The organism is Nocardioides sp. P5_E3 (genome assembly GCF_054049275.1).
In genome coordinates this window covers 41,143-65,213 of the sequence record NZ_JBFUMR010000015.1, presented here as the reverse complement: position 1 = coordinate 65,213, position 24,071 = coordinate 41,143, and the positions used below count along the sequence as shown (strand labels likewise).

Below are 24,071 nucleotides of genomic sequence, written 5' to 3'. Positions count from 1 at the left end.
GGGTCGGCTCACAGCCCGCCACCGCTGGAGTCGAGCACCTGCTGCTGCTGCTCGGCGATGTCGTCGAGCGCCTCCTCGGGGTCCTTGGCCCCGTTGAGCGCGGCGTTGACGTTGGTGTTCTCGATGTCGATCAGGCGGGCGTACTCCGGCACGTTCCACATGTCGCGCATGCGGGACACCGAGTCGGCGTACACCTGGTTGAACGGTCCGGCCTCGAGGAACTCCGGGGACTCGAGCGCGTCTGTGCGCGCCGGCACGCCGCCGGCCGCGGCCCACTTCTTCTGGATGTCCTCCTGCTCGAACCACTTCATGAAGTTGAGCGCCTCGGCCTGCCGATCGGCAGGCGCGTAGGCGGAGACGTGCATGCCCATCCCGCCGAGCGGCACGACGTCGGCCTCCTGGGTCGGCAGGGTGGCGAAGCCGAGCTTGTCGAGGATCTCGTCCTCGGTCGTGCCGAGCGTCGACTGTGCCGGGTCGACCAGGCCCCCGGCGGCGGCGATCCACTGGAACGCGATGCAGGCCTTGCCCTGCGCGACCGCGGCGTTGACCTCGTCGATGAACCAGTTGCCCGAGCCCTTCGCGGTCAGCGGCTTCATCTCGTTGACGAGGACGTCCATGGCCTTCTGGCCGGCCTCGTCGTTGATGACGCCCTCGATCGTCTTGTCCTCGGCGTTCCAGAGGTTGCCGCCGTAGACACCGTTGACCGTGTTGTAGGTGACGGCTGCGGCGTCGGAGCCGTTGGCCTGGTGGAAGGCGAGCCCGCTGACGCCCGGGTTCTCGTCCTGGCACGTCCTGGCGGCGTCGATCATCTCGTCCCACGTCTTCGGGGGCTCGTCGCCGATGAGGTCCTTGCGGTAGATCATCGTCCACGTGTCGCCGAGCAGCGGCAGGCCGTAGAGGCTCGCGTCCTCGTCGCGCTGGCCCGTCTCGGCCTGCGGGTACTGGCCGTACGCCGCCAGCAGGTAGGGGTCGTAGGCGTCGACCTCGATGTTCTCGTCGACGAAGTCGGTGAGGTCGAGGATGTTGCCGTTGGTGACGGCCTCACCGATGTGCTGGGAGTCCAGGATCGGGATGTCGAAGTCGGTCTGCCGCGCGGCGAACTGCGTGAACATCGCGTCGTGCCAGTTGGCGTTGGGCACCGTGTTGACCTCGATGGTCACGTTGGGCCGCTCCTTGGTGTACTCCGCGTTGGCGAAGTCCTCCAGCGCCTGGGCCGGCGGCCACTCGAACCAGATGAAGCTGAGCGTGAGGGGGTCGTCGGTGAGCTCGGGGATCGTGGCCGGCGCCTTGGCGCCGCTCGCTGCCTCGGCACTGCCGCCACCGTCGCCGTCACCGCCGCCGCAGGCCGCGAGGGCCGTCGCCATCAGGATGGCCGCCGTGGCCAGGCGTGCCTGCCGGCCGGGGAGGGACCTGCGTCCCGCTCGCTGTAGGTACCGCATCTGCTTCCTGCTTCCTGCTCGGGGTGGGTTATCGGGTGGTGCTGGGCTGGTGCCGAGACGGTCGACGCTGCTGAAGAAGTGGTGGGCTACCAGGACGTGGCGACGTACTGGGCCTCCATGAACTCGAGCAGTCCCTCGGTGCTGCCCTCGCGGCCGAGTCCGCTCTGCTTGGTGCCGCCGAAGGGGGCGGCGGGGTCCGAGACGAGCCCGCGGTTGAGCCCGACCATCCCGCTCTCGAGGCGCTCCGCGAGGTGGAGCCCACGGGCGAGGTCGCGGGTGTAGAGGTAGCTGACGAGGCCGAGGTCGGTGTCGTTGACCAGGGGCAGCAGGTCCTCCTCGCGGTCGAAGCGGACGACGGGCGCGACCGGCCCGAAGACCTCCTCGTGCAGGACCTGCGCGTCGAGGGGTACGTCGACCAGCACGGTGGGCGGGTAGAACGAACCAGGTCCGTCCGGGGCGCGGCCGCCGATCATGGCGCGGGCGCCGCGCCGGACGGCGTCGCGGACCAGGAGGTCGACCTTGCGGACGGCGTGGTCGTTGATCAGGGGACCGCACTGGGTGGCCTCGTCCGTGCCGGGGCCGACCCGGATCGCGGCCATCCGGGCGATGAGGCCCTCGACGAAGGCGTCGTGGACCGAGTCGTGCACGTAGAAGCGGTTGGCGGCGGTGCAGGCCTGGCCGCCGTTGCGCATCTTGGCGACCATCGCCCCGTCGAGCGCCGCGTCGACGTCGGCGTCGGCCAGCACCACGAAGGGGGCGTTGCCGCCGAGCTCCATCGCGCACTTGAGGACGTGGTCGGCCGCGGTGCGGAGCAGCACCCGGCCGACCTCGGTGGAGCCGGTGAACGACACCATGCGCGTGCGCCGGTCCGTCAACATGGTCTCCACGACCGGGCCCGGGCGCGACGTCGTGACGACGTTCAGCACGCCGGCGGGCAGCCCGACCTCCTCCAGGAGCGCGGCCACGGCCAGTGCGGTCAGGGGTGTCTCCGCCGCCGGCTTGAGGACCGTCGTGCACCCCGCCGCGAGGGCCGGCGCGATCTTGCGCGTGGCCATCGCCGCGGGGAAGTTCCAGGGCGTGACGAGCACGCTGACGCCGACCGGCTGGTAGGTCACCATCAGCCGGTTGGCCCCGCTGGGCGCGTGGCCGACCTGCCCCCGCAGCCGCACGCCCTCCTCGGCGTACCAGCGGAAGAACTCCGCCGCGTAGGCCACCTCGCCGCGGGCGTCGGCCAACGACTTGCCGTTCTCGAGGGAGATCAGCAGCGCGAGCTCCTCGCTCCGCTCCTGCATCAGGTGGAACGCGCGCATCAGGAGGTCCGCGCGCGAGCGGGGCGACGTCGCCGCCCAGTCGGCGGCCGCCGCGGCGGCGGCGTCGACGGCCGCGGTCGCGTCGTCGGTGTCCGCGTCCGCCACCGTGGCGAGCACCGAGCCCGTGGCCGGGTCGGCCACCTCCAGTCGACGGCCGGCGGCGGCGGGACGCCAGGTGCCCGCCACGAACAGGTCCGTCGGTACGTCGATCACGTCGGCGACCGGGCGCAGCACCTCGTCCACGACCGTCATCACGCACCTCCCGTCGCAGCGAGCCCGGCAGGTGTCGGCACGGCCTCGCGCAGCGCCGCGCGGTCGCCGGCGTGGGCGGCGCGCACGATGTGCTCGAGCGCGTCGACGTCGAGCGGCCGCGGGTTGTTGGCGACCAGCCGTTCGGCGCCTGCCGCCTGCTCGGCCGTCCACCGCAGCTGGTCGGCCGGCAGCCCGAGCTCGGCCAGGGTGGCGGGGATCCCCACCGAGGCCAGCAGGGCGGTCACCCGGTCGATCGCCTCGTCGGCGAGGTCCTCGGCCGACCAGTCGGGCGAGGCGCCCATCGCGACGGCCACGGCCGCCAGCTCGGGGACCCGGGCCGGTCGGTTGAACTCCATGACGTAGGGCAGGAGGGCGCCGACCCCCACGCCGTGCGGGGTGTGGGTGAGGGCTCCGACCGGGTACTGGATGGCGTGCGCCGCCGCCGTACCGGCCGTGCCGAGGGCGAACCCGCCGGCGGTCGCACCGAGCATCATCGCCTCGCGGGCCTCGACGTCGTCGGGGGCGGACCACGCGCGGTGCAGGCTCCCGGCGATCAGGCGCACACCGAGCAGCGCGTACGTGTCGGTCAGCTCGTTCTTGCCGACGAAGACCCGCTCGGTGGCGAGCTCGGACGTCACCGGCCGGCGGATCGCGGTGAAGGCCTCGACGACGTGGGAGAGGGCGTCCGCACCCGCGCTCGCCGTGAGCGGGGCCGGGCAGCCGACCGTGAGCTCCGGGTCGCAGACGGCGGCGTGCGGGATCAGGTAGGGACTGGAGATCCCCACCTTGCTGATCCGGTCGGGGTCGGTGAGCACCGCCACCGGCGTCACCTCCGACCCCGTGCCCGCCGTGGTGGGCAGCGCGACGACCGGCACCACCGGCCCGGGCACCCGGAGCTCGCCGTAGTAGTCGGCGGGCGTCCCGCCGTGGGTGAGCAGCACGGCCACGGCCTTGGCCAGGTCGAGGCAGCTGCCCCCTCCCATCCCGACGACGACGTCGGGGTCGGCTGCCGCGGCGAGCTCGGCGCACCGGACGACCTGGTGCACCGGGACGTCCGGCTCCACCTCGGTGTACGACGTCACCTGCACGCCGGCGTCCTCGAGCAGCCGGACGAGCTGGGCGAACTCCGGGGTCGCTCCGAACCGGGCGTCGGTGCAGACCAGGGCGCGCGAGCCCAGTGCCGAGACGACCGTCCCGAGCGCATGGCGCTGCCCGGCTCCGAACAGGACCTGGCGGGGACCGCGCAGGACGCCGAGCAAGCTCATGGGTGCTCCGAGGGGAGGAGGGATGGGGATCGGGACCGGGTGGAAGGTGGTGGGCGGCTGACCAGTGGCCTTGCCAGCGGACCCATTTCCTATACGATCCGATTGGTGCGAGAGCATGAGCCACGGCACCGGCCGCTGTCAACAGGTCCGGGCTCGACACGCGGGAGAAGGGACCAGGACATGGACGGGGACATGAGCGAGGCGACGACGGGCCAGGCCGGCGGGCCGTGGGCCCCGGCCACCGGCGACGGGCTCCGCGTGGACCGCACGCGCGGCCGCCTGGCCGACGAGGTCTACGACACCCTCCTGGGGCAGCTGATGTCGCTGCGCATCGAGCCGGGATCGCGGGTGACGATCGACGCGCTGGCGCGCGAGCTGCGCGTCTCCCAGACACCGATCCGCGACGCGCTCAACCGGATGGAGGCCGACGGCCTCGTCGTCCGCGTGCCGCACGCCGGCTACCGGATCCCGCCGCAGATCACGCGCGAACGCTTCGAGGACATGGTGGAGATCCGCCTCCTCCTCGAGCCTGCCGCCGCGCGCCACGCGGCCGAACGCGCCTCGTCCGAGCAGGTCAGCGGCCTGCGGCTGATGCTCGACGAGATGGCCGAGCTGGGCGAGGGGGACCGGCACGTCGCCTACGGCGCCTTCGGCCTGCGCGACGCCGCCTTCCACGACCTCGTCGCCGACAGCGCCGGCAACCAGGTGGTCCGCGAGGCGCTGGCGCGGCTGCACACGCACGTGCACCTCTTCCGGCTGCTCTACGACGCCGAGGTGACCTTCCTGGCGATGGGCGAGCACGAGGAGGTCCTCAGCGCCATCGCCGCGCGCGACCCCGACGCGGCGGCGTACGCCATGCGGCGCCACATCCTGCTGTCGCGCGACCGCTTCCGGCGGCTGTTCGACGAGTCCGAGGAGGCGGGCCGGTCCGGACAGGGTCTTGACGGCAGCCCGCGGTCGGCGGAATCCTAGGCCACCCGATCCAATCCGATCCGATGGGATCAGCCGTCAGCCCACCCGCTGCAGAGTGCGAGGAGATCCAGGTGCCCAGAGCACTGCTCATGACCGGCGACGCCGCCGAAGAGCTCGACACCATGTACCCCTACTACCGCGTGCAGGAGGGCGGGTGGGACGTCGACGTCGCCTCGTTGACGACGCGCGACATCCAGCTCGTGATCCACGAGTTCGACCCCAACTGCGACGCCTACGTCGAGAAGAACGGCCGCAAGCTGCCGGTCGACCTCACCTGGGCCGAGGTCGACGTGGAGCGCTACGACGCYCTGATCATCCCGGGCGGCCGAGCCCCCGAGTGGATCCGCGTCGACGCCGACGTGCGCCGCATCACCGAGCACTTCTTCGCCCGCGACCTGCCCATCGCGCTGGTCTGCCACGGCGCGCAGGTCCCCGCCGTCTACGGCCTGCTCAAGGGGCGCCGGACCGCGTGCTTCCCGCCCATCACCGGCGACATGGAGAACGCCGGCGCGACGGTCGTCGACGCCCCGGACTGCGTGGACGGCAACCTCGTCTCCTGCCGCGGTTGGCCCGACATGCCGCAGTTCGGCCGGGCCATGATGGAGGTCTTCGACAAGTCCATCGGCGACGCGTCGGCATGACCGCCTCCACCCGGGCGTCCTCGACGGCGCGGTGACGGGCCACCGCACCGTCGAGGTCGCCGGCTCGCCCGTGCAGGTGCTCGATGCCGGAGCCGGGCCCGCCGTGCTGATGCTGCACGGGTCGGGGCCCGGCACCACGGGTGCCGGCGCGTGGGCGGCGACCGCCGCGGCCCTCGCCGAATCGCACCGCGTGGTGGCCCCCGACCAGGCCGGTTTCGGCAGCACGCCGCTGCCTCCCGGGACGTCGGGGGGCATGCGGGCCTGGACGGACCAGGCGGCCGGCCTCATGGATGCCCTCGGCGAGACGTCGTACGCCGTCGTGGGCCACTCCATGGGCGGCGCCGTCGCGCTCGCCCTGGCGGCCGCCCGTCCACGCCAGGTCACCCGCGTCGTCGCCGTCGCCACCATGGGCGCTCCCGGCGCGCCGCTGTCCGCCGACCTCAACGCCGTGTGGGCAGCCGCTCCCGGCCGCGCCGGCGCCCGCGACATGCTGGGCCGCCTCGTCCTCGACCAGTCACTCGTCACCGAGGAGGCGGTCGCCGGGCGGGCGGACGCGATGGAAGCCGGTGCGGAGTCGTTCGCGGTGTTGTTCCCCCCGCCCCGCACCCGCTGGGTCGACGACCTCACCCTGTCCGCCACCACCCTGTCCGCCGTGCGCGCACCGGTGCTGCTGGTCCACGGGGCGCAGGACCGGCTGACGCCGCTGCGGACAGCCGCGCTGCCGCTCCTCGACCACCTCGCCGACGTACGACTCCACGTCCTCGGCCGCTGTGGTCACGCACCGCCGCTGGAGCAGCCGTCGGCGTTCCGGGAGCTCCTGGCGGGCTTCCTCGGCAGGGGGTCGATCAGAGGTTGATCAGAGGTTGATGGTGATGTCCGCGTCCTTGCGGAGGTCCTTCACCAGCGCCGTCGCGACCTTGCCGGTCTCCTGGCTCGACGCCTGCTCCGCGAGCTGGTCACGCACCTGGGCGAACGGCGGGATCTCCTGGCCGCCACCGCCCGAGGCCGCCTGCTGCTTCTTGACCTGGTCGTAGAGCTTGCGCAGCTCCTTGTCGGTCGGCTCGATGGGGCCGTTCTCGTCCTCGACGAGCTGCTCGACCATCGCCTGAGTCTCGACCTGCTCGCGCGCCTGGTCGGCGCTGACGCCCTGCGCCTCGACCGCCTTGAGCAGCTCGTCGGCCGTCTTCATGCCGTTCTGCTCGGCCAGACTGGTGAGCTCGGCCTCGACGGCCTCGTCGGAGACCTCGAGCCCGCGGGACTCGGCCTCCTGGAGCAGCAGCTCGGTGTCGACGAGGTTGTCGGCGGTCTCCTTGCGGAGCGCCTCCTCGTCGGGGTCCTCGCCACCCATCTGGGCCTGGGCGGCCGCCTGCTGGAAGGCCGCCTCGTAGATCGGGACGAACTCCTCCTTGGTCACCTCCTCGCCGTTGACCTCGGCCACGACGTCGGGAATGGCGTCGAGGTCAGGCTGGGGGCCCTCGGCGGCGCCGTCCGAGGCACCGGCCGACGGCGACGCGCTCGACGAGGCGTCCTTGGAGGCGTCCTTGCCGGCGTCTGAGTCGGAGGAGTCCGAGCCGCCGCAGGCGGAGAGGGTGAGGACGGCGGCGACCGAGAGGGCGCCGAGGGCCGTGCGCGCGCGCGTGCTGAACAGGGAAGTCATCGTGGAAGTCATCGCACCCGACGGTACGCACCCAACCTGAGCGCCGTCCTCAGGGTTCTCAGGGCGTGGTCCCCGTCACAGGCCGTCGAGCGAGTCGGGCACGATGAGCGCGTCGGGGTCCTGGCGCACCGGGAGCTGCGCGAGCGCCGTGCGCACGAGCGTGAGACGGGCGGCCACCGTGACCTTCTGGCGCAGCCGGCCCACCCCGGTCTCGCCGAGCGTCTGCTCCACCGCCTCCCCGATCTGGGCGTCGGTGAAGGTGGGGCGGGTGCCGGAGGCCACCTCCACGTCGGGCAGCGCGAGCAGCACGGGCAGCACCTGGCTGCCCACCGCCTCGAGGAGGTGGTAGCGGTCGATCTTGCTCATCGACTCCCACGCCTCCTCCCCCTTGGCGCGGCGGCCGACCTTGCCGCCGGCCACGATCTTGGCGGCGGCGGTGACGGCGACGGTCAGCTCGTGCTCGGTGAAGCGCATGGGTCCCAGTCTGCCCCGACCGCCTCTGGTCTTCGCCATACGTGAGCCAATCGGCAGCCCGACGGTTCCCCGGAGCCGCGCGTCCACGGTGGACGCGAACCTCCTCAGCCCGGTTGGGGAACGAGATGCATGCCGATCGGGCCAGTGGGCCGGCATCTGGTTCCCCACATGTTGACATCGACCCCGCGCGTCCACGGTGGCGCCCACCGTCCCCATGCAGGTGGAGCCAGAGCTCGGGGAGGTTCCACCTTCACATGACAGGCGACCGCGGACGGCCCGCCCGCGGAGGCCCGACGCAAGAAGTCCGCACATCCGCGTGACGATCGGGCTCGACGGCACGACCAACGAGGGACAACACCGATCGAAGGAGGCCCTCATGGGTATCGCCGACAAGGCCAGGAACGCTGCTCAGGACATCGCCGGCAAGGCCAAGGAGGTCGCGGGCGAGGCCACGAACGACGACAAGCTGAAGGCCGAGGGCAAGAAGGACCAGTCCGCTGCCGACCTCAAGCAGGCCGGCGAGAACGTCAAGGACGCCTTCAAGAAGTGACGCGCACCTGACTCCGTGCCGGGGGCGGCCGGCGCCACCCCCGGTACGGTCGCGCACGACGGCACCCACCCCACCAGCAGGAGACCGCGTGCGCCTGCCCGACCTGACCCCCGCCGAGCTGGGCGACGCGCAGCGTGCGCTGCGCGAGCAGATCCTCGGCGGACCGCGCGGGAACGGCCCGCAGCACTTCCCGCTCGTCCAGGAGGACGGCTCGCTGACCGGCCCGTTCGGGGTGATGCTGCACGAGCCGGCGCTCGGCGCCCCGCTGCAGGAGCTCGGATCCGCGATCCGTTACGCCACCGGCCTCAGCGCCCGCACGCGCGAGATCGCGATCCTGGCCGTCGCGAGCGCGACCGGCAGCGAGTTCGAGGCGTACGCCCACGAGCGCGTCGGGCGGGCGGCCGGGCTCGCCGAGGACGAGCTGGCCGCTCTCGCYGACGGCTCCTTCACCTCGGCGGACCCCCACGAGCACGCCGCGCACGAGCTCTGTCGGCGACTGGTGGCCGACGCCGGCACGGGCGCCCGGATGGACGACCAGACCTACGGTGCGTACGCCGCCGCGCTGGGCACGACGACCCTCACCGAGCTGGTCGTGCTCGTCGGCTACTACCGCACGCTCGCGCAGCTGCTCGACGTGTTCGACGTGGGCGTGCCGGAGGAGTAGCCGCCGGGGCTGCAGCAGGCCGTCAGTAGTGCGCCGTCATCACGTGCTTGATGCGCGTGTAGTCGTCGAAGCCGTAGCCCGACAGGTCCTTGCCGTAGCCGGAGGCGCCGAAGCCGCCGTGCGGCATCTCCGAGACGAACGGGATGTGGGTGTTGACCCACACGCATCCGAAGTCGAGCTCGCGGGTGAGCCGGTCGGCGACGCCGACGTCGCGGGTCCACACGCTGGCAGCGAGCCCGTAGGGGACGCCGTTGGCCATCGCGACCGCGTCGGCCTCGTCGTCGAAGGACTGCACGGTGAGCACCGGTCCGAAGACCTCCTCCTGCACGATGCGGTCGTCCTGGCGTACGCCGGTGACGACGGTGGGGGCGAAGAAGAACCCCGCCTCGCCGTGCCGGCTCCCCCCGGTGCGGACGGTCGCGTGGTCGGGCAGCTCGGCGAGGAACGCCTCGACCTTCGCGAGGTGGCCGGCGTTGTTGAGCGGCCCGTACTCCGCCTCCTCGTCCGACGGCGCGCCGGGGGTCGTGCCCTCCGCCGCCTTCACGAGCAGGTCGGCCAGCTCGTCGTGGACGCTGCTGTGCGCGATGACGCGGGTGGCGGCGGTGCAGTCCTGGCCGGCGTTGAAGTAGGCCGCCGCGGCGATCATCTCCGCGGCGCGAGGAAGGTCGGCGTCCGGCATCACGACGACGGGCGCCTTGCCGCCGAGCTCGAGGTGCACGCGCTTGAGGGACTTCGCCGCCGACAGCGCGACCTCGGTGCCGGCCCGCACTGAGCCGGTGATGGCGACCAGTCCGGGCGTCGGGTGCTCGACGAGGTAGCGACCGGTCGAGGCGTCGCCGTTGACGACGTTGAGCACCCCGGGAGGCAGCACGCCGCCGGCGATCTCGGCGAGCAGCACGGTGGACCGGGGCGTGGTGTCGCTGGGCTTGAGCACGACCGTGTTGCCGGCGGCGAGGGCGGGCGCGACCTTCCAGATCGCCATCGCGAACGGGTAGTTCCACGGCGTCACCTGTCCGACGACGCCGATGGGCTCACGGCGGATCGCCGAGGTGTGGCCCTCGAGGTACTCCCCTKACGACTTCCCCTCCAGCAGCCTCGCCGCGCCGGCGAAGAACCGCAGCTGGTCGACCCCCTGGTCGACCTCCTCGCTGGCGATGTAGCGCACCGGCTGGCCGGTGTCGCGGGCCTGCACCGCGCTGATCTCGTCGCGTCGCCCGGCGATCGCGGTGGCGAGGTCGAGGAGGTACGCCTGTCGCGCCCCGGGGGTGAGCCGCTTCCACGTGGTCGACGCGCGCTCGGCAGCGGCGTACGCCCGGTCGACCTCCTCGTGCGTCGAGATCGGTGAGCGACCGTCGGGCTCGCCGGTCACCGGGTCGACGAGGTCGATGAAGTCGGTGGTCGCCGACGCGACGAGCTCGCCGTCGATGAAGTTGCGGACCGTCTGGTCGGTGGGCTCGGTCATGGGGACTCCTCCGGTGCTCAGGCGACGTAGATCTTGCGGATGGTCTCGCGGACGACCCAGGTGGTGCGCTCGCCGGCCCGCAGGCGTACGACGCTGCCGGGCGCGAGGTCGACCTGCTCGCCGTCGTCGTCGAAGGACACCGTGCCCGAGCCGGACAGCACGACGAACACCTCGTCGACCTCGACGTCGGTCGCGGTGCCCGGCGTCATCTCCCACACGCCGACCTCGACCCCGGAGACCGCGGCGAGCGCGCGCGAGCCGGCCGCGGGGGCCCCGTCGACGACGGTGCCGGGGTCGAGCGGCGTGGTCGGCACGGTGGTGGCGACGTCCAGGACACGGGTGGTCACGCGGGTCATGTCCTGCATCGTCCCCAGCGGCGGGGCACCCGTGGGCCGACGATCTGTCGTCACTTCGACCGTCCGGCCAACAGTTCGTCTGCCACGAGCGCGACGTGGAGCGAGACGCGGACGTCGGGATCGTCGAGGTCGGCGTCGAGGACCGCCTCGATCCGCGCCAGCCGGTCGTAGAAGGCGGCCCGCGACAGGTGCAGGCTGGCGGCCGCCTCGGTCTTGCTGGATGGGTGCAGCAGCAGCGCACGCAGGGCGGCGAGGAGCTCGGTCCGGGACCCGTCGGCCCGGTCGTGCTCCTGCAGCGGCCCGAGCTCGCGCTCGACGAAGAGCCGGACGCGCTCGTCCTCGCCCAGCAGCGCCAGCAGGCCGCGCAGGTGCAGGTCGGCGAGCCGGTGCACGTCGGGGTCCTGCTCGCGCCGCGCCTGCGGTGCGGCGTCGGCGACCTGCCCGGCCTCGGCGACCGTGCGGGCGACGCCGGTGCGGTCGGGTGCGGTGCGGCCCGCAGCGACGACGACGTCGTGGTGGGCCAGCACGCGCGCGGCCAGCCGGTCGACCAGCTCGTCGGCGTCCGCGCCGGGGGTGGTCGACACGAGCACCCGCAGGTCGCGCTCGACCTCGCACACCAGCGCCGGCACCCGCAGCGCGTGCGCGGCCCGGACGACCGTGGCGGCCACCTCGTCCAGGTCCACGGGCGCCACGCTGCCCACCCGGCCGCGCACGACGACGCCGGTGAGGCTGCGACGGTGCACCGGGAAGCCGGCGAGCTCGCAGCGACGTCGTACGTCGTCGGAGCCGGGGTCCTCGGCCAGCCCGGTGAGCAGCTCGAGGTGCGTGCGACGCATGAGGGTGCCGCGGTCGCGGTCGTGCAGCCGGTGCAGCGCGAGGGCCGACGCGGCGCGCTCGGCGACGGCGACCAGCCGCTGCGACGGCGCCTGCGGCGACCCGATGACCAGCCGACCCCAGGTCCGGTCGGCCGTGCCGAGCCTGGTCACCAGCCAGCCGTTGGCGGCGTCCCAGCCGGTGCGGCCGGCCACCTCGACGCGGCGCGAGCGGGCCGGCCACCCGTCGAGGAAGCCGTCGTCCTCGTCCGGCCCGGCGAAGTAGTCGAGCGGCCGGTGCTGGGCGTTCTCCACGACCACGGGCGCATCGGCGAGACGCTGCACGGCCCGGAGGACCTCGACGGGGCTGGCCAGCTCGTTGCTGAGCTCGGTGAAGGTCTCGTGCACGCGCTGCGCCTCGCGCAGCTCGGCGAGCTGCTGGTCGACCACGCGCTCGCCGATCTCCTGCGCGAGCGCCGCGAACCGGGTCTCCCGGGCCAGCACGACCAGGGGCAGGCCGTGCCGCTCGCAGGCGTCGACCAGGGCGTCGGGCAGCGCGGACCCCCACCGCCGGCCGAGCTCGACGACCACTCCCGCACTGCCGACGTCGGCGAGCTCGTCGACGAACGACACCAGCCCGGCCGCGTCGTCGTCGCCCGGCAGGCCGGTGCCCATGGTGAGCAGGAGGTCGCCCGCGCGGAGCAGCTGGCGCACGTCGGCGCGCTCGGTGGCGTGCACCCATCGGATCGCCCGGTCCGTCCCGGCGGCGCCGGCGAGCACCTCGGGTGCGGCGCGGCGGAAGGTGGGGAGCTCCAGCGCCTCGCGGAGCGTCACTCCCGGCGTCACGTCGACCACGGCGCCCAGCCTACGCGCGCACGGGGTGACGAAGTGTCCGGCCGCCGCGTCCGATGCCGACGATCCGACACCCGCCGACGTGTCGTACGCCGAGCAGGATGAGCCGCATGACCACCGCCACTCCCCACGAGGTCCCCGTCGAGATCGTGCACTGGGTCGACGGCTCGCCCCTGACCGGCTCCCCCACCGGCTGGGCCGACGTGACCAACCCCGCGACCGGTCGCGTCACCGGTCGCGTCGCGCTCGCGAGCGAGGCCGACGCCGCCCACGTCATCGCCGCCGCGTCGCGCGCCGCCCGGGCCTGGGGCACGACGTCGCTGGCACGTCGTACGCAGGTGCTCTTCTCCTTCCGCGAGCTGCTCAACGCCCGCAAGGACGAGCTCGCCGCGATCATCACCGCCGAGCACGGCAAGGTGCACTCCGACGCGATGGGCGAGATCGCCCGTGGGCTCGAGGTGGTGGAGTTCGCGTGCGGCATCTCCCACCTGCTCAAGGGCGGCCACAGCGAGGAGGCCTCGACCGGCATCGACGTGCACTCCAAGCGCGTCCCGCTCGGCGTGGTGGGCATCATCAGCCCCTTCAACTTCCCGGCGATGGTCCCGATGTGGTTCTTCCCCATCGCGATCGCGGCGGGCAACGCCGTCGTGCTCAAGCCGAGCGAGAAGGACCCGAGCGCGGCGAGCTGGATCGCCGCGCTGTGGCAGGAGGCCGGGCTCCCCGACGGCGTCTTCAACGTCCTGCACGGCGACAAGACCGCCGTCGACGCGCTGCTCACCAGCCCCGACGTGCAGGCCATCAGCTTCGTCGGCTCCACGCCGATCGCGGAGTACGTCTACGCGACCGCGAGCCGGCACGGCAAGCGCGTCCAGGCCCTCGGCGGCGCCAAGAACCACATGGTCGTGCTGCCCGACGCCGACCTCGACCTCGCCGCGGACTCGGCGGTCAACGCGGGCTACGGCAGCGCGGGCGAGCGCTGCATGGCGATCAGCGTCCTCGTCGCGGTCGACCCGATCGGCGACGAGCTCGTCGCCCGGATCGCCGACCGCACCCGCACCCTGCTGATCGGCGACGGCGGCCGCGAGGCCACCGGAGAGGCGAAGGAGGCCGACATGGGGCCGCTCGTCACGAAGGCCCACCGCGACAGGGTCAGCTCGTTCATCGACTCCGGCGAGGCCGCCGGCGCGAWGGTGGTCGTCGACGGCCGCGACGTCGCGGCCCGCGGCGGGGAGGAGGGCTTCTGGCTCGGCCCGACGCTCTTCGACGACGTCACCCCCGACATGGACGTCTACCGCGAGGAGATCTTCGGCCCCGTCCTGTCGGTGGTCCGCGCGAAGTCGTACGAGGAGGCGGTCGCGCTGGTCAACGCCAACGAGTACGGCAACGGGACCGCCGTCTTCACCAACGACGGTGGCGCGGCCCGCCGCTTCGAGGCCGACGTGACGGTCGGGATGATCGGCGTCAACGTGCCCGTCCCGGTGCCGGTCGCCTACTACTCCTTCGGCGGCTGGAAGCGCTCGCTCTTCGGCGACACCCACGCCCACGGCACCGAGGGTGTCCACTTCTTCACCCGCGGCAAGGTCGTCACCACCCGGTGGATCGACCCCGCCAACCGCCCCGAGGGCGGCCTCGAGCTGGGATTCCCGCGCAATGACTGACGTCCTCTCCACCACGAGCGACCTGGCCAGCACGTACGACGCCGGGCGGGCCTACGAGCTCGACCGCGCGCACGTCTTCCACTCCTGGTCGGCCCAGGCCGAGATCAGCCCGATGGTCGTCACCCGCGCCGAGGGCAGCCACGTGTGGGACGGCGACGGCAGGCGCTACCTCGACTTCTCCTCGCAGCTGGTCTTCACCAACCTCGGCCACCAGCACCCGCGCATCGTCGCCGCGATCAGGGAGCAGGCCGAGCACCTGTGCACGATCGCCCCGGCGGTGGCCAACGGCACCCGGTCCGAGGCCGCCCGGCTGGTCGCGAGCCACACCCCCGGCGACCTCGACCACGTCTTCTTCACCAACGGCGGTGCCGACGCCAACGAGCACGCCGTACGCATGGCGCGGCTGCACACCGGCCGCCACAAGGTGCTGACGACCTACCGCAGCTATCACGGCGGCACCCACCTCGCGGTCAACATGACCGGCGACCCGCGTCGGTGGGCCAGCGACCACGGCTCGGCCGGCACGGTCCACTTCTTCGGCCCGTTCCTCTACCGCAGCGCCTTCCACGCGACCACCGAGGCCGAGGAGTGCGAGCGGGCGCTCGAGCACCTCGAGCAGGTCGTCGCCCTCGAGGGCCCGTCGACCATCGCCGCGATCGTGCTCGAGGCCATCCCCGGCACCGCGGGGATCATGGTGCCGCCGCCGGGCTACCTCGCAGGCGTGCGGGAGATCTGCGACCGCCACGGCATCGTGCTCGTCGCCGACGAGGTGATGTCGGGCTTCGGCCGCGCCGGGCGGTGGTTCGCCGTCGAGCACGGCGGGATCACCCCTGACCTGATCACCTTCGCCAAGGGCGTGAACTCCGGCTACGTCCCGCTGGGTGGCGTCGCGATCAGCGACGAGATCCACGCGACCTTCGCCCACCGCACCTACCCCGGCGGGCTCACCTACTCCGGCCACCCGCTGGCGTGCGCCGCGGCGGTGGCGACGATCCGCGCGATGGAGGACGACGACGTCGTCGGTCGCGCCGACCGCCTCGGCGCCGAGGTGCTCGGTCCCGGCCTCCGCGAGCTCGCCGACCGGCACGAGTGGATCGGCGAGGTGCGCGGCACCGGCGCCTTCTGGGCGCTCGAGCTGGTCAGCGACCGGGAGACCCGTGAGCCGCTGGCGCCGTACGGCGGATCGAGCCCGGAGGTGGCCGCGGTCGTGAAGGGCTGCCAGGAGCGAGGGATGCTGCCCTTCGTCAACTACAACCGCATCCACGTCGTGCCGCCGCTCACCACGACCGACGAGGAGGCGCGCGAGGGTCTCGCGATCCTCGACGCCGCCCTGGCCGCGGCCGCCGGCTGACGCCCGACGCCCGGTGACCGCTCACCTCACCGCCTACGAGCGGCACGCCCCGGACCCGCGGCTCGTGGCGGAGTCGCTGGCCGACAGCGTGCCGGCGGTGTTCTGGCTCGACGACGTCGGCGCGGCGCCGGCGTACGACCCGCTGACCGCCCCGACCCGCGCCGACCTCACCGTCGTCGGCGGCGGCTACCTCGGCCTCTGGGYGGCGGTCCACGCCAAGCGTCGCGACCCCGGCCGCCGCGTCGTGCTGCTGGAGGCGCAGACCGTCGGGTGGGCGGCGTCGGGGCGCAACGGCGGCTTCTGCGAGGCGTCGCTGACGCACGGCGAGGACAACGGTCGCTCGCGCTGGCCCGAGGAGTACGACGTCCTCGAACGGCTGGGCGCGGCCAACCTCGACGCGTTCGAGGCCGACGTGCGCGACCTCGGCCTGGCCTGCGAGTGGGAGCGGACCGGCGCACTGTCGGTCGCCGTCGAGGACCACCAGGTCGAGTGGCTGCGCGACTCGCCATGCTTCCTCGACGGCGAACAGGCCCGAAAGGCGATCGACAGCCCGCTCTTCCTGGCCGGCGGACTCGCTCCCGACACCACCGCCCTGGTCCACCCGGCCCGGCTCGCGCTCGGGCTGGCGCGGGCAGCCGCAGACCTCGGCGTGGAGGTGCACGAGCACTCGGCCGTGACCGCGATCCGGCGCGAGGGCGACGTCGTCGAGGTCGCCACCGACCGCGCGACCGTCACGTCCGACCACGTCGTGCTCGCGACCGGCGTCTTCCCGGCCCTGCTGCGCCGCAACCGGCTGATGACCGTGCCGGTCTACGACTACGTGCTCGTCACCGAGCCGCTCACCGCCGACCAGCGCGCCTCGATCGGCTGGGCCGGGCGGCAGGGGCTCGGCGACCTCGCCAACCAGTTCCACTACGCCCGGCTCACCGCCGACGACCGCGTGCTGTGGGGCGGGTACGACGCCGTCTACCCCGCGGGCGGGCGGCTGCACCCGCGCCACGAGGACCGGCCCGAGAGCCACGAGCGCCTCGCCGCCCATTTCCTCGCGACCTTCCCCCAGCTCGAGGGTGTCCGCTTCACGCACCGCTGGGCCGGCGCGATCGACACGTCCACGCAGTTCGCCGCGTTCTACGGCACCACCCACGGTGGCCGGGTCGCCCATGCCGCCGGCTTCACCGGGCTGGGTGTCGGCGCCACCCGCTGGGCGGCCGAGGTGCTGCTCGACCTCCTCAGCGGTCGGCCGACCGAGCGCACCGAGCTGCGGATGGTGCGCGAACGTCCGCTGCCCTTCCCGCCGGAGCCGCTCGCCTCGGCCGGCATCAACCTCACCCGCTGGTCGCTCGACCGCGCCGACCACCGCGAGGGGCGCCGCAACGGCTTCCTGCGGGTGCTCGACCGGGCCGGGCTGGGTTTCGACTCCTGAGCTGGTCTATGCCTCCGGCGATGGTCGGTTGTCGGGGACCGATGCCGCGAGGAGAGTGAGGAGGTTATCCAACTGCGAAGGAGTTGAGCATGCCCCCGATGTCCGCTCGACCGAGGAGGTCCTCGGTGTTCCTCGCGGTGTTCGCCCTGTTGCTTGCCGCCATGCCTGCACTGCTGGCCAGCAACGCCCACGCCGCGTCCACTACCAAGGCCAAGACCTGGAACGTCATGGTCGGCGCAGAGTCGAGCTCAGGGGCCATCCAGACGATGGCGTACGGGCCGACGAAGATCTGGATCAACGCCGGCGACACGGTGCACTGGGTCTCCAAGTCGATGGAGCCGCACACGGTGTCGTTCATCGACGACGCGCACCCCGCGGTCGCGTTCAGTCCCACGACCACGTACATGACCGCGCCGACGTCGCAGGGCACGATCTCCAAGCCCGGGAAGTTCCGCAGCTCCGGGATCATGGCCCCAGCACCCGACGCCCTCTTCCCGGACGCGGTCAAGACGTACGACCTGAAGTTCAAGCAGCCGGGCAAGTACCACTACCTGTGCTACGTCCACGGCAAGGCCATGAAGGCGGTCGTCGTGGTGCGCAAGGCCGGCACTCCCTACCCGCACACGCAGGCCGACTACAACGCGATGACCACCAAGGCGTCGAACGCGGACATCGAGCACGGGCTCGACCTGTGGGACGCAGCAATGGGCGCCGCTGACTCCCACCACGTGTTCGCGGGCGCCGCCGACATGCGCGTGCAGGTCAACCGGTTCATCGCTGCCAACGTCGTGGTGAAGGTCGGCGACAGCGTCACCTTCGACATGGCGAGGAACGCGTTCCCGGTCCCGCACACGATCACGTTCGGCCCGCCCCCGGCCAACCCGTTCGCGCCGACCGGCGACCCGACGAACTTCCAGGGTGCCGCCCTCAGCTCCGGGGTGATCCTGCCTCCGGGCTTCGGACCGCCGCCGAGCACGTTCACGGTGAAGTTCACCAAGGCGGGCACCTACTCGTACGTCTGCCTCATCCATGCCGGGATGGGCATGGTCGGCCAGGTCGTGGTGCAGTAGCCGCACAGGACTGACGAGAGTCCGGTTCCGACCAGCGGCCGGAACCGGACTCCGTAGGTCGTCTGGTTCACATGAACGGGACCGACGTTGCCGTCGCCGTCGAGCCATACTGCCCTCATGCCGAAGTTCGCGTCGGTCGACGACTACCTCGCCTCGCTGCCCGCTGAGCAGAGGGAGGTGGTGGAGGAGATCGAACGGCGCGTGCTGCTGGTGGTGCCCGGAGCCGATCGCGTGATCCGCTACGACATGCCGACCTGGCAGGTTGAAGGCGTTTCCCTCGTTCACGTGGCGGCGTGGAAGCAGCACGTCTCGCTCTATCCCCTGCCACCAGCAGGCGACTCTGATCTGGACGACGACCTCGTGCCTTATGCCGGAGCGAAAGGCACGCTCAAGGTGCCGTACCCCGAGGTCGACTACGCCTTGATCGAGCGGGTCGTGCGCCGTCTGCTCGAGACCCGCTCGTCGACCTAGCGTCGAAGCTCCCCAGAGTCCCTGTCCAAGCGGGACCGCGCCGCCGCGCAGGGCCAAGGTCACCCTGTCCGGGTGAAGCAGCGCCCCGGCGAGGACGGCCACGGTGAGGGGACTCGACACCTCCCGCCCAGAGCGGAGGTGTGGGCACAGGAGGGGATGACATGCGCAAGACAGCTTCGTTGGTCGCCATCGTGGTGGGGATCGTGATGGCCGTTGCAGGAATCGCTACCTGGGTGGTCGTCAGCAACACCCTGTCGGAGCAGAAGATCGTGGTGTCGGACGACGCCAACTGCCTCGCGGGCGACGAGGTCAACGGACCCTTCTCCGCCTTCTGCCAGGCCGACGTAATCGACAAGCACACCAAGGCCATCACCGGCGGCCTCACCTACTCCGAGCTCGACAAGGAAGACCCCAACCGGGCGACCGCGATGGACTCCGCGTTCCTGCAGGCCTCGCTGTTCACCTCGGTGGTCGCGTTCGGCGTCGCGTTCATGGCCTTCGGGGTCGGCATCGTGTTCACCCTGATCGGCCTCGGCATGCGCGCGCCCGTCCCGAACCGCGACCCGGCCGGCTACACCGCTGCGGGCTGACCCGCCGCTCCTCTCGACCCATCGCCCCCGCCGGGGGCTACGACCTGGAAGGTGCACATGACGACGTCGACCTACTCCACCCGCAACGCCTGGGCCTCCGGGCTGATGCTCTTCGCGGCCGCCATGCTGCTGACCGTCGGGCTGTTCCAGATCCTGCAGGCCATCGCCGCCCTGGCCAACGACGACATCGTGGTCAGGGGGCCTGAGTACACGTACCACTTCGACCTCACGACCTGGGGATGGGTGCACCTGCTCATCGGGGTCGTCCTGATGGCGGTAGGTGCGTTCCTGTTCACCGGGGCCGCGTGGGCCCGATGGGCAGGGATCGTGGTCGCCGTCCTGGCGATGGCGGCCAACTTCATGTGGCTGCCCTACTACCCGTTCTGGGCGATCACCCTCATCGGCCTGAACGTCGCGGTCATCTGGGCCCTCGCCGTGGTCGAGATCGAGCCCGACTTCGTCCGGCCGGCGCCGTAGCCGCGGCCCGCCCGCCGGCCCGACCTCACGAGTCAGTCGCGGAGCGCGCGGATGGCCGGGGCCACGTGCTCGCCGAGGTCGGCGAGGAACTGCTCCTGATCGTGTCCGGGGCCGTGGAGGACGAGGTGGTTGAAGCCCGCGTCGACGTAGGGCCGGACCGCCTCGACCACCTCGGACGGCGAGGTGGCGATGATCCAGCGCGAGGCCACCTGCTCGATCGGCAGGCGGTCGGCGGCCGCGGCCATCTCGACCGGGTCGTGGAGCCGGTGCTTGTCCTCGGCGCTGAGCGACAGCGGCGCCCAGAAGCGGGTGTTCTCGAGCGCCTCCTCGCGGTGAGAGGCGTACGACAGCTTGATCTCGATCATCCGGGTGAAGTCGCGCGCTGACTGGTCCGACGCGGCGAGACCCTCGTCGACGGCGGGCAGCAGCTTGTCGGTGTAGAGGTCCATGCCCTTGCCGCTGGTGCAGATGAAGCCGTCGCCCACGCGTCCGGCGTACTTCGCCATCTGCGGCCCGCCGGCCGCCACCCAGATCGGGACGCCGCCGTCGGGGCGGTCGTAGATCGTGGCGTCGACGGTGCGGTAGTAGTCGCCGTCGAAGGTGACCCGTTCGCCGGCCCAGAGCTCGCGCATGAGGCGTACGGCCTCCCGCAGGCGGGCCCAGCGCTCCTTGAAGTCGGGCCAGTCCGGGAGGCCGACGGAGATCTCGTTGAGCGCCTCGCCCGTGCCGACGCCGAGCACCACGCGGTCCGGGTTGAGCAGGGCGATGGTGGCGAGCTGCTGGGCGAGCACGGCCGGGTTGTAGCGGAACGTCGGCGTCAGGACGCTCGTCCCGAGCACGACGCGGTCGGTGCGCTCACCGAGGGCCGCCAGCGCCGCGAGGGCGCTGGGCGCGTGGCCGCCCTCGTGGCGCCACGGCTGCAGGTGGTCGCTGACCCAGACACTGTCCAGGCCGGCGTCCTCGGCGCGCACCCCGAGCTCGACGAGCTCGCGCGGGCCGAACTGCTCGGCCGAGGCCTTGTAACCGACAGCGAGGGAGGAGGTCACCGCGCCATGGTGGCACGGCGACCCGCAACGACCTCGCTGGACCTCAGGCGGCCGGCGGCCGCTCGACCAGACCGGCCTTGAGGTCGGTCAGGATCCGCGTGAGGACCCGCGACACCTGCGCCTGGGTCAGGCCGACGGACTCGGCGATCTCCTGCTGCGTCTGCTCCTGGTAGTAGCGCAGCCGGACGATGCGCCGGTCGCGCCCGGTGAGGCCGCGCATCAGCGGGTCGAGCATGACCTTGGCCTCCGCCTGGGCGAGCGCGCGGTCCTCGTGGCCCAGCAGGTCGCCGAGCGACGACGAGCCGTCCGCGACCCGGGCATCCAGCGAGGTGGGCGTGAAGCACCCGTCCGCGGCGAGCGCCTCCACGATGTCGGACGTGTCCTCACCGAGGTGGGTGGCGATCTCGCTGGGTCGGGGCGATCGGCCCAACCGCGACTCGAGCTCCTCCTGGGCCGAGGCGATGCGGGTCTGGAGGTCCTGCACCCGCCGGGGCGGACGCACCATCCATCCCGAGTCACGGAAGTGTCGGCGCAGCTCACCGCGGACGGTGGGCACGGCGAACGACAGGAAGTCGTGACCGGCGTTGGGGTCGAAGCGCTGCGCGGCCTTGGTCAGCCCGAGCAGCGCCACCTGCTCGAGGTCGTCGAGGTCGATGCCGCGGTTGCGGTAGCGGGAGGCCATGCTGCGGGCCACGGCCGCGTTGGTCTCGATCAGCTGACGGGTCAGCTCATCGGTGTCGGCCTCATGGCTGACCTCACGGAGGTCGCGGACGATGGCATCGGTGCGCCGGGCTCGTGCCTTGCCCTCGAGGGGCTGGGCCGAGCGGAACTGGATGGGGCGGGACTGGACGGGGGTGTGTCCAGAGGGGCGTACAGGGGCGACAGTCATGGAAACCACGGCTCGCTTCCTGGTGTTGATGGTGCCTGCCGTGGTCTCCAGCAAGACGATCAGGTTCCACCTTCGCATGGTCTGGACCAGTCGGACAGCCGCAAAGCGAAGCCACCCCTCAGGACGGGGGACGGAGCAACGTCTGTCCTGGGTTCTCGTCGAAGACCTGGCGGTAGTCCGAGGCGAACCTGCCCGGGTTGAAGAAGCCGAACCGGGCGGCGGCGTCGCCGACCGACTGCGCTGAGCCGTCGCGCAGCGACTGGCGCGCGAGGTCGAGACGCACCCGCCGCAGGTAGTCCTGCGGCGTGCAGCCGAGCTCCTTGCGGAAGGCGTACTGCAGGGCCCGCGGCGTGACCGCGACCGCCCCCGCCAGCTGCTCCAGCGTGAGCTCCTCGTGCTCGCGGTCCTCGATGACGCTGAGGGCACGGCGTACGGCGGACGGGCTGTCGCCGTAGAGCTCGCCGCGCGCCCCCGCGCGGGTGACGCCGTCGACGACGTCGTTGGGAAACGTGTCGAGAAGGGTGTGGCCGAGGAGCATGGACGCGTCGGCGTGCCCGAGCGCCGCCGTCACCTCGGGGTAGTGGGCGGCGAGCTCGTCCACGGTGGCGCGCCACCGCGCGGCTGCCGCTCTCGAGTGCGGGACGAAGGACCGGAAGCTCACCTGGGGGCCGGACCGCTCGGGGTCGATCTCGGCGACAGCCGCCGCGAGGAGGTCGCCTGCGATGCTCGTGGTGCGGATGTCGTAGCCCTCACCGCTCCCGCTGAACGGCATGTCCCAGCCCGCCGCCAGGATCGTCTCGCCGTCGCGGGCGACGTCGGTCACGCCGTCGCGGGTGTAGGAGACGCTCCCGCCGAGCACGTCGACCACGACGAGCGCCGGCATGGGGTCGGCGTCGAAGGTGACCGGACCGCCGATGGTCAGGTGGTCGAAGGCGACGGTGCCGTGGTCGGCACGCTGGTGGCGGACCGTACCGAGGTCCCCCGCGAGCCGGAGCTGTGCCCCGAACGCCTGGTCGAGCCAGTCGCGCGCGGCATCGCCGGATCCCTCGAACTCGAAGGCATCGGGCAGGCCACGCCGTGAACGCGTGTGCGGCATGCAGCACCTCCTGGTGGAGCGTGCGGACGACCCGACGGCTTGAGTCGGATCGAGCGTAACCCAGGATCCGGCTTCCCGCCCATCGGGAGGGCTGGAGCACAGCCTGTAGGGTGGACCCGCACAAACCGTCGATCTCCGCCCTGTGTCCGCGGACCTACGTCATGCAAGAGGTGACGATGTCTGGGACACCCCTATCTCCGGGCGAGCCGGCCCCCCACGCCGATGCGCTGCGCGACGAGGTCGCGCACCTGCACGAAGCCGTCAAGTCGCAGCGCGACATCGGCATGGCCATCGGCCTCGTGTCGGCGCGCTTCAGCTGCAGCACAGAACAGGCGTGGCGCACGTTGCTGCGCGTCTCGCAGGACAGCAACACCAAGGTCCGCACCGTCGCGCGGGTCCTCGTGGCGACCCACGACGGCACCGCCGGACCCGAGGACCGCAAGGCCCTGGAGAGGTTCGTCGAGCACCTTCCGGCGTCGGGCTGGCCCGGAGGGCCGACGGCTCAGGGATAATCCACCCCATGAACATCGACGACGCCGCGCTGGCCGACAGCCTGCGCCGGCTGTCCCAGCCCCGTGAGGACGACGGCAGCATCACCTCGGCGCTCCAGGTGGTGGTCGCCGCCTGCGTCGACCTGTTCGGCGTGGACGGCGCCGGGGTGCTCATCGCCGACGAGCAGGACATCCTCGTCTACGCCGCGGCGAGCGACGGCCCGGGCCGTCTCCTGGAGCAGACCGAGGCCGAGGCGGGCGAGGGCCCGTGCACCGAGGCGTTCGTCCAGGGGCGGGTGGTCACCAGCCGCGACGTGACAGCGGAGTCCGATCGCTGGCCCACGCTTGCGAGCGCGATGGCCGACCAGCCGGTGCGCGCCGTGCTCGGCACGCCGGTGCTGCTGGGGGGCGTGCCGGTCGGCACGCTCGACGTCTACAAGAGTCACCCCCATGACTGGGACGACAGCGAGGCAGCGGCGCTCGGCAGGTATGCCGAGATCATCGCCACGACCCTGGGCGCCGCGCTCCAGGCCCACACGGCCGGCGAGCTGGCCCGCCAGCTGCAGTACGCCCTCGACTACCGCGTGCTCATCGAGCGAGCCGTCGGCTACCTGATGGCGAAGGACTCGCTGGACGCGGTCGGCGCGTTCAACGCGCTGCGCACCGCCGCGCGCAGCCGTCGTACCAAGATCGGGGTCGTGTCGGAGCACGTCCTCGAGACCGGCGCGCTCCCGGCCTGACGAGGCTCCTCCCAAGGGAGGTGGTCCGCCCTCCGGGGCACGCCCGTGCGCATGAGCCCCAAC

25 protein-coding genes are annotated in these 24,071 nt (G+C 72.3%); 14 read left to right on the top strand and 11 right to left on the bottom strand.

Annotated elements, in window-relative coordinates; all coding sequences use genetic code 11:
- Positions 1-8: 8 nt before the first annotated feature.
- The 3 genes from ACXJKB_RS11545 to ACXJKB_RS11535 form a co-directional block, all read right to left on the bottom strand.
- Complete coding sequence (locus tag ACXJKB_RS11545; RefSeq protein ID WP_457188434.1) at positions 9-1,439, bottom strand: extracellular solute-binding protein; 1,431 nt, start codon at positions 1,437-1,439, stop codon at positions 9-11.
- 86 nt (positions 1,440-1,525) lie between these two features.
- Positions 1,526-3,001: an NAD-dependent succinate-semialdehyde dehydrogenase gene (locus ACXJKB_RS11540; protein ID WP_457188433.1), complete on the bottom strand. Its 1,476-nt coding sequence runs from the start codon at positions 2,999-3,001 to the stop codon at positions 1,526-1,528.
- Positions 3,001-4,266 carry an iron-containing alcohol dehydrogenase gene (locus ACXJKB_RS11535; RefSeq protein ID WP_457188431.1) on the bottom strand — a complete coding sequence of 422 codons (1,266 nt, stop codon included), beginning with the start codon at positions 4,264-4,266 and terminating at the stop codon, positions 3,001-3,003. Before ACXJKB_RS11535 ends, ACXJKB_RS11540 begins: the two co-directional genes overlap by 1 nt.
- Positions 4,267-4,446: 180 nt before the next feature.
- Between ACXJKB_RS11535 and ACXJKB_RS11530 the strand changes: the two genes are divergently transcribed.
- The 3 genes from ACXJKB_RS11530 to ACXJKB_RS11520 all read left to right on the top strand — a co-directional run bounded on the left by ACXJKB_RS11530 (position 4,447) and on the right by ACXJKB_RS11520 (position 6,735).
- Complete coding sequence (locus tag ACXJKB_RS11530; RefSeq protein WP_457188429.1) at positions 4,447-5,238, top strand: GntR family transcriptional regulator; 792 nt, start codon at positions 4,447-4,449, stop codon at positions 5,236-5,238.
- 71 nt (positions 5,239-5,309) lie between these two features.
- The gene (locus ACXJKB_RS11525; RefSeq protein WP_300049167.1) at positions 5,310-5,879 is read left to right on the top strand and encodes a DJ-1/PfpI family protein; all 570 of its coding nucleotides are present in this window, start codon (positions 5,310-5,312) and stop codon (positions 5,877-5,879) included.
- A gap of 31 nt (positions 5,880-5,910) precedes the next feature.
- Entirely contained in the window at positions 5,911-6,735 is an 825-nt protein-coding gene (locus ACXJKB_RS11520) for an alpha/beta fold hydrolase (protein WP_457188426.1), read from the top strand.
- Here the strand turns inward: ACXJKB_RS11520 and ACXJKB_RS11515 are convergent, their stop codons facing one another.
- Positions 6,736-7,548: a SurA N-terminal domain-containing protein gene (locus tag ACXJKB_RS11515; RefSeq protein WP_457188424.1), complete on the bottom strand. Its 813-nt coding sequence runs from the start codon at positions 7,546-7,548 to the stop codon at positions 6,736-6,738.
- A gap of 63 nt (positions 7,549-7,611) precedes the next feature.
- Complete coding sequence (locus ACXJKB_RS11510) at positions 7,612-8,010, bottom strand: hypothetical protein (protein WP_300049161.1); 399 nt, start codon at positions 8,008-8,010, stop codon at positions 7,612-7,614.
- 376 nt (positions 8,011-8,386) lie between these two features.
- Between ACXJKB_RS11510 and ACXJKB_RS11505 the strand changes: the two genes are divergently transcribed.
- Both ACXJKB_RS11505 and ACXJKB_RS11500 read left to right on the top strand, forming a co-directional pair.
- Entirely contained in the window at positions 8,387-8,560 is a 174-nt protein-coding gene (locus ACXJKB_RS11505; protein WP_457188422.1) for a CsbD family protein, read from the top strand.
- 88 nt (positions 8,561-8,648) lie between these two features.
- Positions 8,649-9,224 (top strand): carboxymuconolactone decarboxylase family protein, encoded by a 576-nt coding sequence (locus ACXJKB_RS11500; RefSeq protein ID WP_457188420.1) that lies wholly within the window; start codon positions 8,649-8,651, stop codon positions 9,222-9,224.
- Positions 9,225-9,246: 22 nt separating this feature from the next.
- Here the strand turns inward: ACXJKB_RS11500 and ACXJKB_RS11495 are convergent, their stop codons facing one another.
- From ACXJKB_RS11495 to ACXJKB_RS11485, 3 genes are read right to left on the bottom strand one after another with little or no spacing between them, the layout of a single operon-like run.
- Positions 9,247-10,686 (bottom strand): gamma-aminobutyraldehyde dehydrogenase, encoded by a 1,440-nt coding sequence (locus ACXJKB_RS11495; protein WP_457188418.1) that lies wholly within the window; start codon positions 10,684-10,686, stop codon positions 9,247-9,249.
- Between the two features lie 17 nt (positions 10,687-10,703).
- The gene (locus tag ACXJKB_RS11490; RefSeq protein WP_457188416.1) at positions 10,704-11,042 is read right to left on the bottom strand and encodes a cupin domain-containing protein; all 339 of its coding nucleotides are present in this window, start codon (positions 11,040-11,042) and stop codon (positions 10,704-10,706) included.
- 50 nt (positions 11,043-11,092) lie between these two features.
- Positions 11,093-12,709: a PucR family transcriptional regulator gene (locus ACXJKB_RS11485; RefSeq protein ID WP_457188414.1), complete on the bottom strand. Its 1,617-nt coding sequence runs from the start codon at positions 12,707-12,709 to the stop codon at positions 11,093-11,095.
- 107 nt (positions 12,710-12,816) lie between these two features.
- On the opposite strand from ACXJKB_RS11485, the gene ACXJKB_RS11480 reads away from it, so the two are divergent.
- The 7 genes from ACXJKB_RS11480 to ACXJKB_RS11450 all read left to right on the top strand — a co-directional run bounded on the left by ACXJKB_RS11480 (position 12,817) and on the right by ACXJKB_RS11450 (position 19,746).
- Entirely contained in the window at positions 12,817-14,364 is a 1,548-nt protein-coding gene (locus tag ACXJKB_RS11480; protein ID WP_457188412.1) for a CoA-acylating methylmalonate-semialdehyde dehydrogenase, read from the top strand.
- Positions 14,357-15,715: an aminotransferase class III-fold pyridoxal phosphate-dependent enzyme gene (locus tag ACXJKB_RS11475; RefSeq protein ID WP_457188410.1), complete on the top strand. Its 1,359-nt coding sequence runs from the start codon at positions 14,357-14,359 to the stop codon at positions 15,713-15,715. The genes ACXJKB_RS11480 and ACXJKB_RS11475 overlap by 8 nt, the downstream gene beginning before the upstream one ends.
- 13 nt (positions 15,716-15,728) lie before the next feature.
- Positions 15,729-17,138: an NAD(P)/FAD-dependent oxidoreductase gene (locus ACXJKB_RS11470; protein WP_457188408.1), complete on the top strand. Its 1,410-nt coding sequence runs from the start codon at positions 15,729-15,731 to the stop codon at positions 17,136-17,138.
- Between the two features lie 98 nt (positions 17,139-17,236).
- Positions 17,237-18,208, top strand: coding sequence for a cupredoxin domain-containing protein (locus ACXJKB_RS11465; RefSeq protein WP_457188406.1), 972 nt, complete (start codon positions 17,237-17,239; stop codon positions 18,206-18,208).
- 117 nt (positions 18,209-18,325) lie between these two features.
- Positions 18,326-18,679: an iron chaperone gene (locus ACXJKB_RS11460; protein WP_457188404.1), complete on the top strand. Its 354-nt coding sequence runs from the start codon at positions 18,326-18,328 to the stop codon at positions 18,677-18,679.
- Positions 18,680-18,840: 161 nt separating this feature from the next.
- The gene (locus tag ACXJKB_RS11455; RefSeq protein WP_457188402.1) at positions 18,841-19,269 is read left to right on the top strand and encodes an aromatic ring-opening dioxygenase LigA; all 429 of its coding nucleotides are present in this window, start codon (positions 18,841-18,843) and stop codon (positions 19,267-19,269) included.
- Between the two features lie 57 nt (positions 19,270-19,326).
- Positions 19,327-19,746: a DUF7144 family membrane protein gene (locus ACXJKB_RS11450; RefSeq protein WP_457188400.1), complete on the top strand. Its 420-nt coding sequence runs from the start codon at positions 19,327-19,329 to the stop codon at positions 19,744-19,746.
- Between the two features lie 32 nt (positions 19,747-19,778).
- On the opposite strand, the gene fgd is transcribed toward ACXJKB_RS11450, so the two are convergent.
- The 3 genes from fgd to ACXJKB_RS11435 all read right to left on the bottom strand — a co-directional run bounded on the left by fgd (position 19,779) and on the right by ACXJKB_RS11435 (position 22,777).
- Positions 19,779-20,792, bottom strand: coding sequence for a glucose-6-phosphate dehydrogenase (coenzyme-F420) (fgd, locus tag ACXJKB_RS11445; protein WP_457188398.1), 1,014 nt, complete (start codon positions 20,790-20,792; stop codon positions 19,779-19,781).
- A 43-nt stretch (positions 20,793-20,835) separates the two neighbouring features.
- Positions 20,836-21,681, bottom strand: coding sequence for a sigma-70 family RNA polymerase sigma factor (locus ACXJKB_RS11440; RefSeq protein WP_457188396.1), 846 nt, complete (start codon positions 21,679-21,681; stop codon positions 20,836-20,838).
- Between the two features lie 118 nt (positions 21,682-21,799).
- Positions 21,800-22,777, bottom strand: a complete 978-nt coding sequence (locus tag ACXJKB_RS11435) for a helix-turn-helix transcriptional regulator (protein ID WP_457188394.1) — start codon at positions 22,775-22,777, stop codon at positions 21,800-21,802.
- A 176-nt stretch (positions 22,778-22,953) separates the two neighbouring features.
- On the opposite strand from ACXJKB_RS11435, the gene ACXJKB_RS11430 reads away from it, so the two are divergent.
- Together ACXJKB_RS11430 and ACXJKB_RS11425 are read left to right on the top strand one after the other, a co-directional pair.
- Entirely contained in the window at positions 22,954-23,289 is a 336-nt protein-coding gene (locus ACXJKB_RS11430) for an ANTAR domain-containing protein (protein ID WP_457188392.1), read from the top strand.
- A gap of 8 nt (positions 23,290-23,297) precedes the next feature.
- Positions 23,298-24,008: a GAF and ANTAR domain-containing protein gene (locus tag ACXJKB_RS11425; protein ID WP_457188390.1), complete on the top strand. Its 711-nt coding sequence runs from the start codon at positions 23,298-23,300 to the stop codon at positions 24,006-24,008.
- The last annotated feature ends 63 nt before the right edge of the window (positions 24,009-24,071 follow it).

Bases quoted from the DNA above. Each gene is read 5' to 3' on its own strand.
- ACXJKB_RS11545 (WP_457188434.1), bottom strand. From the start codon at position 1,439: ATGCGGTACCTACAGCGAGCGGGACGCAGGTCCCTCCCCGGCCGGCAG.
- ACXJKB_RS11540 (WP_457188433.1), bottom strand. From the start codon at position 3,001: ATGACGGTCGTGGACGAGGTGCTGCGCCCGGTCGCCGACGTGATCGAC.
- ACXJKB_RS11535 (WP_457188431.1), bottom strand. From the start codon at position 4,266: ATGAGCTTGCTCGGCGTCCTGCGCGGTCCCCGCCAGGTCCTGTTCGGA.
- ACXJKB_RS11530 (WP_457188429.1), top strand. From the start codon at position 4,447: ATGGACGGGGACATGAGCGAGGCGACGACGGGCCAGGCCGGCGGGCCG.
- ACXJKB_RS11515 (WP_457188424.1), bottom strand. From the start codon at position 7,548: ATGACTTCCACGATGACTTCCCTGTTCAGCACGCGCGCGCGCACGGCC.
- ACXJKB_RS11510 (WP_300049161.1), bottom strand. From the start codon at position 8,010: ATGCGCTTCACCGAGCACGAGCTGACCGTCGCCGTCACCGCCGCCGCC.
- ACXJKB_RS11505 (WP_457188422.1), top strand. From the start codon at position 8,387: ATGGGTATCGCCGACAAGGCCAGGAACGCTGCTCAGGACATCGCCGGC.
- ACXJKB_RS11490 (WP_457188416.1), bottom strand. From the start codon at position 11,042: ATGACCCGCGTGACCACCCGTGTCCTGGACGTCGCCACCACCGTGCCG.
- ACXJKB_RS11475 (WP_457188410.1), top strand. From the start codon at position 14,357: ATGACTGACGTCCTCTCCACCACGAGCGACCTGGCCAGCACGTACGAC.
- ACXJKB_RS11465 (WP_457188406.1), top strand. From the start codon at position 17,237: ATGTCCGCTCGACCGAGGAGGTCCTCGGTGTTCCTCGCGGTGTTCGCC.
- ACXJKB_RS11460 (WP_457188404.1), top strand. From the start codon at position 18,326: ATGCCGAAGTTCGCGTCGGTCGACGACTACCTCGCCTCGCTGCCCGCT.
- ACXJKB_RS11455 (WP_457188402.1), top strand. From the start codon at position 18,841: ATGCGCAAGACAGCTTCGTTGGTCGCCATCGTGGTGGGGATCGTGATG.
- ACXJKB_RS11450 (WP_457188400.1), top strand. From the start codon at position 19,327: ATGACGACGTCGACCTACTCCACCCGCAACGCCTGGGCCTCCGGGCTG.
- ACXJKB_RS11440 (WP_457188396.1), bottom strand. From the start codon at position 21,681: ATGACTGTCGCCCCTGTACGCCCCTCTGGACACACCCCCGTCCAGTCC.
- ACXJKB_RS11435 (WP_457188394.1), bottom strand. From the start codon at position 22,777: ATGCCGCACACGCGTTCACGGCGTGGCCTGCCCGATGCCTTCGAGTTC.
- ACXJKB_RS11430 (WP_457188392.1), top strand. From the start codon at position 22,954: ATGTCTGGGACACCCCTATCTCCGGGCGAGCCGGCCCCCCACGCCGAT.
- ACXJKB_RS11425 (WP_457188390.1), top strand. From the start codon at position 23,298: ATGAACATCGACGACGCCGCGCTGGCCGACAGCCTGCGCCGGCTGTCC.